This window comes from Streptomyces zaehneri (genome assembly GCF_032248645.1).
GTDB classification, from domain to species: Bacteria; Actinomycetota; Actinomycetes; order Streptomycetales; family Streptomycetaceae; genus Streptomyces; species Streptomyces coriariae.
This window is the reverse complement of sequence record NZ_JASTTJ010000014.1, coordinates 158,540-171,964: the sequence shown is the minus strand read 5'-3', so window position 1 is coordinate 171,964 and position 13,425 is coordinate 158,540. Positions and strand designations below refer to the sequence as shown.

13 protein-coding genes are annotated in these 13,425 nt (G+C 70.0%); 3 read left to right on the top strand and 10 right to left on the bottom strand.

Annotated features, from left to right (window positions below; all coding sequences use genetic code 11):
• Window positions 1–73: 73 nt before the first annotated feature.
• Complete coding sequence (locus QQM72_RS23505; RefSeq protein ID WP_314222845.1) at window positions 74–1,792, bottom strand: SpoIIE family protein phosphatase; 1,719 nt, start codon at window positions 1,790–1,792, stop codon at window positions 74–76.
• Window positions 1,793–1,986: 194 nt separating this feature from the next.
• Between QQM72_RS23505 and QQM72_RS23500 the strand changes: the two genes are divergently transcribed.
• The gene (locus QQM72_RS23500) at window positions 1,987–2,832 is read left to right on the top strand and encodes an RNA polymerase sigma factor SigF (protein ID WP_314222844.1); all 846 of its coding nucleotides are present in this window, start codon (window positions 1,987–1,989) and stop codon (window positions 2,830–2,832) included.
• Between the two features lie 56 nt (window positions 2,833–2,888).
• Here QQM72_RS23500 and QQM72_RS23495 read toward each other — a convergent pair whose 3' ends face one another.
• From QQM72_RS23495 to QQM72_RS23485, 3 genes are all read right to left on the bottom strand, one after another.
• A complete protein-coding gene (locus QQM72_RS23495) occupies window positions 2,889–3,353 on the bottom strand; it encodes an ATP-binding protein (protein ID WP_314222843.1) in 465 nt (154 codons plus the stop codon).
• A gap of 339 nt (window positions 3,354–3,692) precedes the next feature.
• Entirely contained in the window at window positions 3,693–4,289 is a 597-nt protein-coding gene (locus QQM72_RS23490) for an HDIG domain-containing metalloprotein (protein WP_314222842.1), read from the bottom strand.
• 82 nt (window positions 4,290–4,371) lie between these two features.
• Window positions 4,372–4,641, bottom strand: a complete 270-nt coding sequence (locus tag QQM72_RS23485) for a hypothetical protein (protein WP_314222841.1) — start codon at window positions 4,639–4,641, stop codon at window positions 4,372–4,374.
• Window positions 4,642–4,803: 162 nt separating this feature from the next.
• On the opposite strand from QQM72_RS23485, the gene QQM72_RS23480 reads away from it, so the two are divergent.
• Window positions 4,804–5,331, top strand: coding sequence for a hypothetical protein (locus tag QQM72_RS23480; protein ID WP_314222840.1), 528 nt, complete (start codon window positions 4,804–4,806; stop codon window positions 5,329–5,331).
• 11 nt (window positions 5,332–5,342) lie between these two features.
• Here the strand turns inward: QQM72_RS23480 and QQM72_RS23475 are convergent, their stop codons facing one another.
• The 6 genes from QQM72_RS23475 to QQM72_RS23450 all read right to left on the bottom strand — a co-directional run bounded on the left by QQM72_RS23475 (window position 5,343) and on the right by QQM72_RS23450 (window position 12,733).
• Entirely contained in the window at window positions 5,343–6,581 is a 1,239-nt protein-coding gene (locus QQM72_RS23475) for an IS110 family RNA-guided transposase (protein ID WP_314222839.1), read from the bottom strand.
• A gap of 527 nt (window positions 6,582–7,108) precedes the next feature.
• Window positions 7,109–7,792 carry a hypothetical protein gene (locus tag QQM72_RS23470; protein ID WP_314222838.1) on the bottom strand — a complete coding sequence of 228 codons (684 nt, stop codon included), beginning with the start codon at window positions 7,790–7,792 and terminating at the stop codon, window positions 7,109–7,111.
• Between the two features lie 413 nt (window positions 7,793–8,205).
• On the bottom strand, window positions 8,206–10,512 hold the full coding sequence (gene secD, locus QQM72_RS23465; RefSeq protein WP_314222837.1) for a protein translocase subunit SecD: 2,307 nt from the start codon (window positions 10,510–10,512) through the stop codon (window positions 8,206–8,208).
• A 66-nt stretch (window positions 10,513–10,578) separates the two neighbouring features.
• Window positions 10,579–10,998, bottom strand: a complete 420-nt coding sequence (locus QQM72_RS23460) for a hypothetical protein (protein ID WP_314222836.1) — start codon at window positions 10,996–10,998, stop codon at window positions 10,579–10,581.
• A gap of 119 nt (window positions 10,999–11,117) precedes the next feature.
• Window positions 11,118–11,783, bottom strand: a complete 666-nt coding sequence (locus QQM72_RS23455) for a response regulator transcription factor (protein ID WP_314222835.1) — start codon at window positions 11,781–11,783, stop codon at window positions 11,118–11,120.
• On the bottom strand, window positions 11,780–12,733 hold the full coding sequence (locus tag QQM72_RS23450; RefSeq protein ID WP_314222834.1) for a HAMP domain-containing sensor histidine kinase: 954 nt from the start codon (window positions 12,731–12,733) through the stop codon (window positions 11,780–11,782). The genes QQM72_RS23455 and QQM72_RS23450 overlap by 4 nt, the downstream gene beginning before the upstream one ends.
• A gap of 342 nt (window positions 12,734–13,075) precedes the next feature.
• Between QQM72_RS23450 and QQM72_RS23445 the strand changes: the two genes are divergently transcribed.
• Window positions 13,076–13,402, top strand: coding sequence for a TraR/DksA family transcriptional regulator (locus QQM72_RS23445; protein ID WP_314222833.1), 327 nt, complete (start codon window positions 13,076–13,078; stop codon window positions 13,400–13,402).
• Window positions 13,403–13,425: the final 23 nt, after the last annotated feature.

Genomic DNA, 13,425 nt, shown 5'->3' with positions numbered 1-13,425 from the left:
GGCAGCTGACACCGCGGCGGCCCCGAGGCGATGGGGCGGGATGAGTGCGAGGTCCGCCACCGGAGAGTGCGGGTCATGTCCGGGTGGGCGCCCGCAGGGCGAGCAGGGCGACGTCGTCGTCGTTGGCGGCCGGGCGGACCCGGCGCAGCAACTGGTCGGTGAAGGAGTCCAGCGGGCGGTGGGCGAGGGCGGCGGCGTGCCGGCGCAGTCGTTGCAGGCCCTCGTCGAGGGTGTGGCCGGGTTCCTCGATCAGGCCGTCGGTGTACAGCAGCAGGGTGGATCCCGGCGGCAGCAGGGCGGTGCCGTCGCTGCGGGGCTCGCCGGCTCCGGTGCCGAGGAGGATGCCGTGGCCGCCGGTCAGGTAGTCGGCCAGGCCGTCATGGCTGATCAGCAGGGGCGGAGGGTGGCCGGCGTTGCTCCAGGACAGCTTCCACCAGCCTTCGTCGGCCTCTTCTACGCGGGCGAGGATCATGGTGGCCATGGTGACGTCGGTGACGTGCATGACCGCCTCGTCGAGGCGTTCGACGATCCGGCTGGGGGGCTCCGGCAGGGCCCAGGCGTAGGCGCGGAGCATGTTGCGCACCTGTGCCATGCCGGCCGCGGCCTCCAGGTCGTGTCCGACGACATCGCCGACGGCCAGCGCGGTGGCGCCGTCGGACAGCGAGAAGGCGTCGTACCAGTCGCCCCCCACCTGCGAGGCGTCGGGCGCGGGCAGATAGCGGACCGCCATCTGCAACCCGGACACACGCGGCATCTGGGGCAGCAGATGGTTCTGCATGGTCTCGGCGACCTTGCGCTGGCGCTGGTAGAGGCGCGCGTTGTCCAGAGCGAGGCCGGCGCGGCGGGCGATGTCCTCGATCAGGGGAAGATCGGCCGTCTTGAAGTCCCCCGCCTGCCGGGCACGGCCCAGGGTCAGGGCACCGAGTACGGCGCGGGTGCTGCGGATGGGTGCGATGGCCGCGGAGTGCACTCCGGTGGCGTCGAACAGGCGGCGCTGTTCGACCGCGATGCCGGAATCCGGCGGCCCCTGGTACGTCTGCGGGCCGGCCAGCGTCGAGGCGACTCCGCGCAGAGCCCTGGACAAGGGCATCGGGGATTCCTCGGGGACCGGCGGCATCGGTCCCTGGAGTTCTTCGTGCCGCACCAGGACATCGTCGCCCGCTTCGACGACGACACTGCGCCACACCTCGTCACGTTCGGTGATCAGGTCGATGATGGCCCAGTCCGCAAGCCGGGGCACCACCAGAGTCGCCAGCCGCCGCAGCGCCTCGTCGACATCGAGGGTGGAGGTCAGTTGGGTGGTGGTCGCGGCCAGTAGCGCGAGCCGTTCGAGTTCCGGCAGCAGGGTGGCCGCCGGCTCCGGCCGCGCGTCGGTCTCCTGCGGTTGCCGGCCGTGGAAGAGGACGAGCGTGCCCCGTTCGCACCCACCGAGATCGAACGGGGTTATCAGCCACGAGATGGGCCGTACGGTGCCGTCCCCGTGGGCGAAGTAGTCCTCTTCGGTCTGGGCGGTGGACCCGGCGTGGAAAGCCTGCCGCATACGGCACTGAGTCCGCGGCAAGGGCTGGCCATGGGCGTCCCGGTGCAGCAGGTCGTGCGCGTCGTGGCCGAGGAGATCCGCGGCCGGCCGGTCCAGGAGCCGTTCGGCGCGGGAGTTGACGGCGATGATGCGGCCCTCCTCGTCGACGACGTACGCCCCGGCCCCGATGGCTTCCAGCACCTCGGTGAACGCGGCGGCAGGCGCCGGCAGGAGCCGTCTCGCGGGGCTCTGCGTGTGCTCCGGTCCTGCCATCCCCTGATCTCCTCAGCTGGCGGGCAGCACGCCCGCTCGACGTGTCCGCTTGTTCCGACTGCCCCGAACCGATGAATCCCCACCCTCCGGGTGAGTGCCGGCATAGGTGCACAATGAGGGGGTATCCGCGCGGCGGTGCCGGCTGCGTCCGGCCGGCGATGGCGATCGGGCTTCGATATCGGGAGGGGCAGGTCATGGAACCCATGAGGGCGACGGCTACGGACACGCAGGCGCGCGGGTTGCCGGAGGTCGCCGATCCTTCTCGCGTCGCGCCGAGGGACGCCCGCGAGCTGTCCCGGCTGTTCTTCGACCGGCTTGCGGTGCTGGAGGAAGGCACGCCACAGCACCAGTATGCGCGCAACACGCTGATCGAGATGAACATGTCCCTCGTCCGCTTCGCGGCCGGCCGGTTCCGCAGCCGGGGGCCGGAGGAGATGGAGGACATCGTCCAGGTCGGCATGATCGGCCTGATCAAGGCGATCGACCGCTTCGACCTCTCCCGGGAGGCGGAGTTCACCTCCTTCGCCATCCCTTACATCGTGGGTGAGATCAAGCGGTTCTTCCGCGACACCACCTGGGCCGTGCACGTGCCTCGCCGGCTCCAGGAAGCCCGCGTCCAGCTCGCGCGCGCCACGGAGGAGCTGCGCAGCCGGCTGGGCCGCACCCCGACGGTGAAGGAGCTGTCGCAGCTGATGAGCCTTTCCGAGGAAGAGGTGTGTGAGGCCCGCCTCGCCGCGAACGGTTACACCTCCTCATCCCTGGACGCCGCCATCAGCGGCAGCGAGGACGGCGAGGCGGCGCTGCAGGACTTCATCGGCGCCGAGGACCGGTCCCTGGAGCTGGTGGAGGACTTCCACGCGCTGGCCCCGCTGCTCGCCGAGCTCGGCGAGCGGGACCGGCAGATCATCCACATGCGGTTCGTGGAGGAACTCACCCAGGCCCAGATCGGGGAACACCTGGGCGTCTCGCAGATGCATGTCTCCCGACTGCTGTCGCGTACCCTCGCCCGGCTGCGTGAAGGCATGCTCACCCCTCGCTGAGGGGCGCCGTGAGCGAGGCGGGCACACAGCCCGCCTCGACCTCGGCCTGCGACTGCTCAAGCGGCCATGCCCTGGCCGACGGGCGGGCGCAGGCGGAGCAGGGCGACGATCTGTTTGCCGGTTTCCAGGGCGATGGTGTGCAGCTGGTCGCACAGCCGGGTGACCAGATACAGGCCGTGACCGCCGACGCGGCGGGCGTCGTGCGCGCGCAGTTCGAGCGGGCGCGGGGAGCTGTCACGCACGGTGATGCGCAGGAGGGCGGCATCGGGCGTCACCTCCAGCGCCAGGTCGCCCGGACCGGGTGCGTGGCGCAGCGCGTTGGCGACCAGCTCACTCACGACGAGCTGGGCGTCCTGGCTCGGCCGGTGGTCGGGGTGGTGGCCGGCGTCGGCCAGCAGGGTGCGTACGGCTGCTCGGGCTTCGGCGATCGATACGTCTTCCGTGTCCCAGGCGGCGCTGTACCGAAGGGGCGCCGCGGGTTCCTGTTCATCCGATGCCCGGTTCTCAAGCGCGGTGACCATAGAACTCTTTCCGTGGGTCGTTCCTCGTCGTTGGTCACAGGTTGTCGTTGTCGCATGAATCCGCCTACCCGCTGTCGCCTCGCTCATGGGACATTTCCCGCCCTTGGTGACGAGTGCGGGGGACGGGGCTGACGCCGAAGCCGGTCCCGGCGCTCGCCACCCTGCCCGCGCCCCGTACGTTCTCGGCTCAGCCCGAGGTGACGGGGCGGCGACGCACCAACCGGAGTACTCGGCAACGCGGACCGGCGACCGGCACAGTCCGTGATCCGCCGGACGGGCCCCGGCCTGCCTGCCTTTCGAGAGCGCCCGCAGGATCGCCGTCGCAGGTCACCGCCGGCCTCAAACCAGCGCGTGGCCGTATCGCCCCCTGACCGAGGTCAGGTCGGGTTCGCCGAAGCGGGCACGCAGCAGGCCGAATGCGTGGACCTTGTCCACGCCGAACCTCTCCACGCGCGTGGCATAGGTGTCGGCGGTGAGGAACGTGGGGGGAGTCGTCTTGCTGTGGAACTTGTCCGCGTACATCACCAGTTGCTCTTCGACGGTCTCGGCCAGATAGTCGGCCTCGGGTATGCCGAGCCCCTGACTGCGGACGTCGTGCCGGGTGAGGCCGACTCCCGTGTGGCGGGAGCAGAAGCGGCGCAGGAGCTCCGGGAATCCCTCCTCTTGGAGGATCTCGTGGCCGAGGACGCCGTGGCGGATGTAGTTACGGTGATCGATCTGACCGGCCCGGTCGTACAGCCGGTAGACGCCGATGTCGTGGAGCAGGGCGCCGACCCGGACGAGGTCGGCGTCGACGGGGAGATCCGTCCGTGCCATGAGCTGCTCGGCGATACCGCTGACGATCTCGCAGTGGGTGAAGACGAGCTCCAGGGCCTCATGCGATGGCGCGTGGCGCTCGTGCAGCGCGCGGACCTCGTCGACCGTCGGAAGGATCACCTCGGCAGCGTACCGAACTGCACGTGAAGGAGCCCGGGTTGGCCCGACGCGGGCGGGCACCGGGGGAGTCCGGGAGCGCGCGTCATTCCCCGAAGGGGTAAGGCGGGCGCTGCCGGCTCGACGGATGCGCCCCGCAGTGCGCGTCCAGGCCTCGCCACGCCAGGACCAGCGCGGCGATGGACGCGCCGAGTACGCACACGTAGAGGATCCACCACCGCGGGGCCGCCCGAGGCGGCCCCTGCAATGTCGACAGGCCGACGCCCCCCGTGAGCAACACGATCCAGCCGAGCACGAACACGAGCAGCACCAGCACGCGGCCTCCGAGACGGTCGTCCGGCGGGCGGACAGACACCTCAGGCGCCTAACTCGTCAAGCCGAGCAGCTGTGGGCGCCTGGGGAATCGAAGTCGGCTCGCTGTCTTGGCTTGCGTGCGGATCTCCGGTCGGGCAAGAGTGCGGTTGACGCAGAGCTCGGGGCTCATGGCAGCGGGACGGGGGACAGACAGGTGTGCAGGATGGATGTGGCCGTCAAGGAGGCGGCGATCGCTCGATTTCTCCACGAGTATCCACAGGCAGCTGATGCCGGCCGTGGGCATCCTGCCCTCCACGGGTGTGAGGAGGTCCGCTGGTCAGAGTTTTCCGGGTGCCCTGCCGCGATCCCAGTCCTGCTGTACGGCCTGCTCGATCAGGCTGCCGCGGCCGAGGCCCAGCGTGTGCTCACCAACACCATGTTCAGCATCGCCGAGATGAATCCGGCCATGCCGGAAGTCCTGCCGTTCCTGCTTCGTCTCGCAGGCGACCCGCAGGTTCCTGAGCGGTCCGGACTACTGGACCATCTGGTCACTGTCGCCGACTACTCCGAGCCGATCGATTCCGGCAACGAAGCCATGGCGCTGTGGTTCGGCAACGACAACGATCACCCCGAGCGCGCGCAGTGCAGGGCCGTGTTCGAGCAACACGCGAGTGTGGTGGCGATGCTGCCGGAAGGACTGATCACCCCGGACAGCCGGGCGAAGCTTCGGCAGGCCGCCGGACTTCTGTGAGATTCCCGCGTTCAGGCCACCCGCGCGACCGCAGAGACTGGGGCAGGGAAAGCCACGGCTTCGTCGAATCGGCGGCCGTGCTGGAGACAGTGGTAGAGCTGTCCGAGCAGGCGATTGAAGAGGTTGCGCTGGGCGGATGCGTGCCAGTCTCCGTGATCGTCGCGACGCTTGCGGTAGTGCATCTTGGCTCCAGGCGAGGCGTTGGGGGCGGAGAAGGCCCAGAGATAACCGACGTGGTTCAGTCGGTCGTTTTTCACCCACCGCCGGGTGACGCTCGACTTTTTGCCTGAGGCGCGGGTGATGGGTGAGGCGCCGGCGTATGCCTTCAGACCGCGGGCGTCTGCGAAGCGCTGGCGGTCGTCTCCGATCTCGGCGAGCACCCGGGCGCCGAGCTGGATACCGAGGCCGGGAAAGCTGAGGATGATCTCAGCATCCGGGTGCTCAGGGAACGCTTCATCTACCGCCTCTTCGAGGTCGTCGGCAGCCTTGGTGGCGGCTTCCAGCTGAAGCAGGAGGGCGAGCATCTGCCTGCCGAGGGCATCTTCAACCAGCTGAGGTTGGTGAGCCCAGTCGGCTCGGAGGATGTCACGGAGCCGGTCAGCCTCCGCGGCGATGCCGCGTTGGCGGCCGGCTCGCTTGAGGGCGGCTTGAAGCTGTGTGCGGGTCAGCTTTGCGGCTCGCGTCGGAGTGGGGGCGAGGCGGAGAAGTTCGCGGGCCTCGGGCCGGCACAGGCCCTTTTTCCACGACTCAACGGCCATCAAGGCCGCGGGGTAGTACTCCCGCAGCAGGGAGCGGAGTTGGTTGGCTATCTGCTGGCGGTTCCAGACAGCATCCTGCTGAGCACGAGCGAGAACCGCGACGGCGCGGGCCAGTTCGCTGTCCTGCGGCAGTGGCCGGTGGGCATGCATGTCGGTGCGGAGGATGTTGGCCAGGACCAGGGCGTCGCCGGGGTCGGACTTCTTGCGGGAGACGGCATGCCGGTCGCGATAGCGGGCTGCGGCCATGGGGTTGATCGCGTATATCTTCCGCTTGCCCGTGCGGAGTACTGCGACCAGTAGGCCGCGAGACGTCTCGATCGCGACCGGGATCGGGCTCTCCTCGGTATCGCCGTACTCAGCCAGCAGATCCAGGAGCACCCGATAGCCGGCAGCATCGTCGGTGATGTGCCGTTTGGCGACGAGTTGGCCGCTGTCGTCGACCAAGGCAACGTCATGGGTACGTTCGGCCCAGTCAATACCGCAGTAGATCAAGGCTTTCCTTCCGCCGTGCTCTGTCCTATCCACGAGCTCACGCGGGCCACGCAGCGACCTCATCCCAGGACTCAGCCTCTACAGCCGGTCCGCCACCTCAGTAGCTGTTCGTGGCACCAGCTCGCCCCACGGGCCTCGGTCTATGCAGGAGCTCAGACGGCTCAGGCCTATCAAGAGGTCACCATGAGGTGGGCTCGTCCCACCAACACCAACGAACGAGCAAGGCCTGGTGTTGATGCCCGCCAGCGCTGAACGGCGCCGATCTACCGCCAGGCCTTCTCAGCCCAGTCATCTGCAGGCGTACGTCCAGCGCCGACGAGCACCAACATGCAGGTCGGGGTGATGGCCCACGAGCGCCAAGACGTGCCCAGTCTGTCCGTAGGCCTCAAAGGCCAGGCCGAACCGTATGCATCCACCTGGCACCCGCGCGGCCATCACCACTTGAGCGTCCAACCAGACCGCTCTAACTACGGATTAGGCCGACCGGGGCGGACGAGCACACGGTAGTACGCGGGACGACCCGTCGGTCAGGGGGTGAAGACCTCGTCCAGGCGGTCGATGGCCCCGCTGCCGTCGAGGTGGTAGGTGAAGACCAGCCCGGAGTTCGGGTGTGCCTCGAGCCAGTCGAGGAACTCCTGGACGCCGATGGGCTGGTTCTCGGTGCTCTCCACGATGGGGTTGGTCACGGTGACGTAGGCGGCCTGATCCATCGGCATGTAGGTCTCTTCGCCGACCGTCTCGAACGGTGCGCCGTCCGAGTCGGGCGAACCGCACCCCCAGTTGCCGTACTTGACGATCAAGCCGAGAGATCCCCCTTCCGGCGTGTAGCGGTAGACCGCGACCTCGTCGGGGGAGATGGGCATCTTGTGGTCGCAGTCGTCGGCATCGCTGTCCGCGCCCGCCGACCCCGTAGCCGCGGGGGCCGGGGGCTTGGAGGCAGCCGGAACGACGCTGGGGGACTCGACTGTGCTGCCCGCGCCCGTGGAAGCCTTCGTGCCGGGCTTCCCGCCCGTCGCGTCGGCCTTCGCCCCCGTCTTGGCGCCGGTGCCGATCGCCGTCGTCGCGCTCGGTTTCGCGTCACCGGCGGCGCCCGCCGTGCCGCTGTCCCCGGAGCAGCCTGTGAGACCCAGCGCGCTCGCGGCGCACACGCCGAGCACGATCGCTCGGACGGCGCCGGGTCTGCGACGGCTCTTCCTCGGCGTGTGGTTCATGGTTCGTCCCCCATCATGCTTGTTCGAGATCTCCGTGAGCCTCGGCGGCTCGGGAGGAAGGGACGAGTTTCAGCCGTCGGCAGTTGCGTCCTGGCCAATTCGTTATGTCGTCCCCTACGGCCGGCGCCTCGTAGTGGGCGGGACCGGCCCCACGGCGGGACCGGCCCCACGGCGGGACCGGCCCCACGGCGGGACCGGCCCCACGGCGGGACCGGGAGCCGTCCGGCTGGGAGGCGGCGTTCGGTTCGGCCGGCGGGGCCTCAGGCGGTCGCCGCCGGGCCGGTTACTGCCACCGGATCCCGGTGCGGACCGGGCAACAGCACCGATCGTCCTCAGAAGCGCTTCGCGCAGCAGTGACACGCCTGTGGCTCCACACTTACCCACGGCTGACACCAGGGGTGGATCAGTTCGGATTACCTCTTTCCGGGGGGCGTTGAGCGTTGGATCCGGTACGGGGACGTCACGGGTGCGGTGCGCCCGGTCTCTGTGCGCCGGTGCAGTTCGATGGCCAGCGGTGTGGCGGTGAACATCGAGGAGTAGGTGCCCACTGCGAGGCCGATGAGGAGGGCGAGGGCGAAGTCGGTCAGGGTGTCGCCGCCGAGGACGGCCAGTGCGGTGAGGATGAATGCGGCGCCCATGCCGGTGTTGACGGTCCGGGGGAGGGTCTGTAGGAGCGCTTGGTTGGCGTTGCGGGCGAAGGGCTCCTCGGGATGGCGCCGGCCGAGTTCCCTGATCCGGTCGAAGACGACGACGGAGTCGTTGACGGAGTAGCCGATGACGGTCAGCAGCGCGGCGAGGAAGACGCCGTCGACGGGCTTGCCGAGCCAGGCGAAGATGCCGATGAGGATGACGACGTCGTGCGCGAGGGCGGCGACCGCGGAGCTGCCCAGCCGCCAGCGGAAGCGTGCGGCGAGATAGGTGAGCTGGGCGCCGAGCGCGACGACGAGGGCGATGAGGGCGCCGTGGCGCAGTTCCTTGCCGAGGCTCGGCCCGATGGCTTCGTCACGGATCTTGTCGGCGTGGCGGGCCAGATCGGTGACGGTGTCGGTGATGATCGCCGCCTGGGCGTTGTCCAGTTGGTGGGTGCGGACGCTGAGCTGGTTCTCGCCGGAGGTCTGGACGACGGCGCTCGGGAATCCGGCGTCGGCGAGCGCGGTACGGGCCCGGTCGGGGTCGAGGGGGGTGGCCGTGGTGTATTCGATGAGGCGGCCACCGGTGAACTCGACGCCGAAGTCGAGTCCGCGCACGGCGACCCCGGAGGCCGCAAGGCCGAGCACGGCAGCTGAGGCGGCGAGCCACCGGCGCGGGTGGCGCATCAGGTTCGGGTTCGTGCGGGTGAGACGCGCGCGGACGGTGCCGGTGTGGGCGATGCCGGTCAGGTGGGGGCGGCGACGCAGGCGGGGCCGGGCGGCGGCGTGGTCGGCGAGGACGCGGGTGATGACCAGTGCGCTGAACATGGAGGCGAGGACGCCGATGCCCAGTGTGACGCCGAACCCGCGTACCGGTCCGGAGGCGAGGAAGAACAGCAGGCCGGCGGCGATGAGGGTGGTGATGTTGGAGTCGGCGATCGCGCTGAAGGCCCCGCGGAACCCGGCGGTCAGCGCCGACCGTGGGGTGGGACGGTGGCGAGAGTCGTACTCCTCGCGGGCTCGTTCGAAGACGAGCACGTTGGCGTCGACCGCCATGCCGATGGCCAGTACGAACCCGGCGAGGCCGGGCAGGGTGAGGGTTGCTCCGAGGGCGGCGAGGGCTGCGTAGGAGATGAGGCCGTAGCAGGCGAGGGCCACCGTGGCCAAGGCCCCCATGATGCGGTAGACGGCGATGACGAACAGCGCGGTCAAGGCGGTGCCGATGACGGCCGCCCAGGCACTGGCCTCGATGGCTTGCGCGCCCAGGGTGGGGCCGACGGTGCGCTGCTCGATGACATCGACCGGCACCGGCAGAGCGCCGCCGTTGATGAGCAGGGCCAGCTCTTTGGCCCTGGCGTCGTCGAAGGTTCCGGTGATCTGGGTGGTGCCACCGCTGATGCCGTCCCGGCACGACACCGACGGATCGACCTGCGGCGAAGAGATGATCTTGTTGTCCAGGACAATGGCGATCCGGCGGGCCGGGTCCCCGGCCGCATGGCAGGCGGCCTCGCCGGTCAGGCGCGCCCATCCCTGTCCGCCCGATCCCTTGAAGTCGAGGGCGACATGCCATCCGGCACCCCCCTGCTGGTCGAATCGGGCGGCCGCCTCCTCGACGTCCTTGCCGGTCAGCGCGGTCGGCCGCAGACGCAGAAGCTGACCTGATTCGTCGGCCATCACCTGCTCGCGGGGCCGCTTGGGCAGCGCGTTCGAGACGTCGTCGGCGCCGGCTGCCGTGCCGAGTACCTGGTGGAAGGTGAGCTGAGCGGTGCGGCCGAGCACGTCGGTCGCCTTCCGGGGATCCTGCACGCCGGGCAGTTCGACGACGATGCGGTCGCTGCCGGAGCGGGCGATGGTGGGTTCGGCGACACCGAGTGCGTCGATACGGCCGCGCAGTACTTCCACCGTGCGATCCGTGGTCTCGGCGTCGGTGTCGGTGTCGGCGTCGGCGGTGGTGGGGCGGGTTTCCAGCACGATCTGGGTGCCGCCTCGCAGGTCGAGTCCGAGGTGGACGGGCACGGTGAGCGCGACGTACAGGGACAGGGCTACGGCAGCGAGGGCGATCAGCCCTCTGATGTGCGGGGATCGGTTCACAGCGGGCCTCCGGCAGGCACACCGCGGCCAGGGCGGTGGCTGCGGTCGAGGAAGGAGAGGGGAAGGTCAGGTGCCGGTGTGCGAGGGGGGCGCCCGCACCCCGTGACGGTGTGCCGGTTGCTCCGGTGCAGGCGAACCTGTCGTCGGCAGCGGGCTGAGCGTGGGCGGGAGCAGGTCGACCGCGCTGCCCCGCGACGCGAGCGGGTCGGCTGCCGGCGGAGCGTGACGCTCGCCGGTGGCGTCCCGATGGCTCCGGGGCGCGGCGGCGCAGGCGGAGGGCTCCGCGTCGTCCGCGCAAGGCGCGCTGTGCGCCGACGTGGCCCGGGCGGCAGGTGCCGTGCCGTCCGGTGCGTGAAGGGGCGGGCCGACGAGTGCCGGCGCGCCGAGCAGAGCGATGAGAGCGAGGAGAACGGTGAGCAGGACGGCCGGTGCCGACGCCGGGCTCAGGCCACCTGTGCGCCGGACGGCGTGGGTGAAGCGTGCCATGGCCGTCCTCTTCGCGTGTGGTGGCGGTATGCCGGGGCGGTGGGGGTCGGCCTCGGGGCGGGGGTCCTCAGGGCCCCGGCCGGGGAGCGGGCAGCCGGAGCCTGGGCCGGCCGGCAGGGTCAGGCTTGGATGAGGCCCGCGCGGATCGCGTAGCGGGTGAGTTCCAGCCGGTCGCGCATGCCGAGCTTGTGCATCAGGTTCGCTCGGTGGCGGTGGACGGTCTTGATGCTGATGAAGAGCATTTCGGCGATCTCCTTGGAGGAGTGGCCCTCTGCCACGAGCTTGAGGACCTCCTCCTCGCGCGGGGTCAGCACCTGGTCGGGCGGCTCCTCGCCGTGGCGGACACGGTCGAGGTAGTTGCGGATGAGTGCGGTGACCGCGCCGGGATACAGGAAGGGCTCGTCGCGCATGGCGGCCCGGCATGCGGCCACCAGGTCGCGGTCGGCCACGGACTTCAGCACGTATCCGCTTGCCCCGGCCTTCAGCGCCTGGAAGAAGTACTGCTCGTTGTCATGCATCGTCAGCATCAGCACGCGCACTTCCGGCTTGAGTGCGACGAGTTCGCGGGTGGCCTGCAGGCCCGTCATCCGGGGCATGGCGATGTCCAGCACCGCCAGGTCGACCTCGTGGAGGCGGGCCAGGTCGATGGCCTCCGCGCCGTCCCCGGCCTCGGCGACGACCTCGAGGTCCGGCTCCCGGTCGAGGATGAGTCGCACACCGCGACGTACGAGCGCGTGGTCGTCGGCGAGAAGGATGCGGATCACGGAGGTGTCGGGCGTGGTCATGGCTGCTTCCTGAGGAGGGGCACGGTCAGCCGGACCTGGGTACCGGACTGCGGCTCGGAGGTGATGTCCAGCGTGGCCCCGATCAGCAGGGCCCGCTCGCGCATGCCGCGAATGCCCGCCCCTTCGCGGGCGACCCCGGTTCCGCGGCCGTCGTCGACGACGGCCAGCACCACTGCCTCGGCGGTGTGGCGCAAACTCACCTCTGCCTGGCCGGCCTCGGCATGACGGGCCGCGTTGGTCAGGGCTTCCTGAGCGACGCGGTACAGCACCAGTTCCGTCGGCTGGTCCAGGGCGGGCAGGCCGGTGTCGAAGCGGCGGACCACGCGCAGTCCCGCGTGGGTGGAGAACTCCGTGGTCAGCGAGGTCAGGGCACTGACCAGACCGAGGTCTTCCAGGACGCCCGGCCGCAGCCGACGCGCCAGACGGCGCACCTCGTCCAGGCTTCCCCGGGTGATCTCCTGCACTTGTCGCAGTTCACCGCGCAGAGGCTCGCCCGCCTCGTCAGCGGCCCGCTCCAGCGAGAGCAGGATCGCGGTCATGCTCTGGCCCACCTCGTCGTGCAGTTCCTGGGCGATGCGGCGGCGCTCCGCTTCCTGTGCGAGCAGGACACGGGCACTGCTGGACGCCCTTTCGTGCTCCAAGCGCTCGAGCATGGCGTTGAAGGTGCGGATCAATTCGGCGGTCTCGCCGCGTCGCCCTGCCGGCAGGCGCTGGCCGGGCCGCAACAGATCGACGGTGGTCATCAGCCGGGTGAGGCGGTCGAGCGGCGCCAGGCCGATCCGCAGCAGGGCCGCGTTGGCGACCAGCATCACGGCCAGGCCGACCACGAGGATGACCGCCTCGGTCAGTACCACCGGCACCGAGACGGTCACCGGAGCCCACAGCAGCAACGCGGTGGCGCTTCCCAGCACGACCGCGTTGAGCGCGAAGATCCGCCAGAACAGGGACACCGGGATGACGCCTTTCTCTGTGAGACACGGCTGTGTCTCCACTGCCGGTCACCGCGCGCACCCCGAACGTGAGGTGCGGCCACCGTGGTCGTGACCCGTCTGCTCCCAGGCTGCCCCCTCCGCGACCCACCGTCGATGGGGGCCAATGCCCATTTCCTGGATCCGGCCTGCCCACGCCGTGTGGGCTCCGGGACAGGCCGTAGATGGGTATCGCGCCCGATGGTTTCTGCGTGGCATCGCGGCCATGGTGGAGGCACGGACCGCCACCGGTGACTCCTCGCGACCACCGCCCCGACGACTCCCGGCCCGGCGACACCCACCTCCGCGTCGAAAGAAGGAACCATGTCGCTCGACACGCCCCAGACCGAAACCCGCCGTGAGCGGCTGACGGCACACGAGGCCCTGCAGCGCCTCGAACACGAACGAGCCTCCCGCCTTGTGCAGCTGCGGGCCATCGACGAAGCCGCGCCGGTCGGCGAGGAGCAGGTGATGTCCACCCAGAAAGACACCATCCGTCGAGTGCTCACCGAGGTCGAGGCCGCGTTCGCCCGCGTCCGGGACGGCAGCTACGGCGTCTGCCGGAACTGTTCCCAGCCCATCCCGGTCGAGCGCCTGGAGATCCTGCCTCACACGCCGTTCTGTGTCCCCTGCCAGCGCCACGCCGTCTGACGGCCACTGTCCGCCTTCCGTCT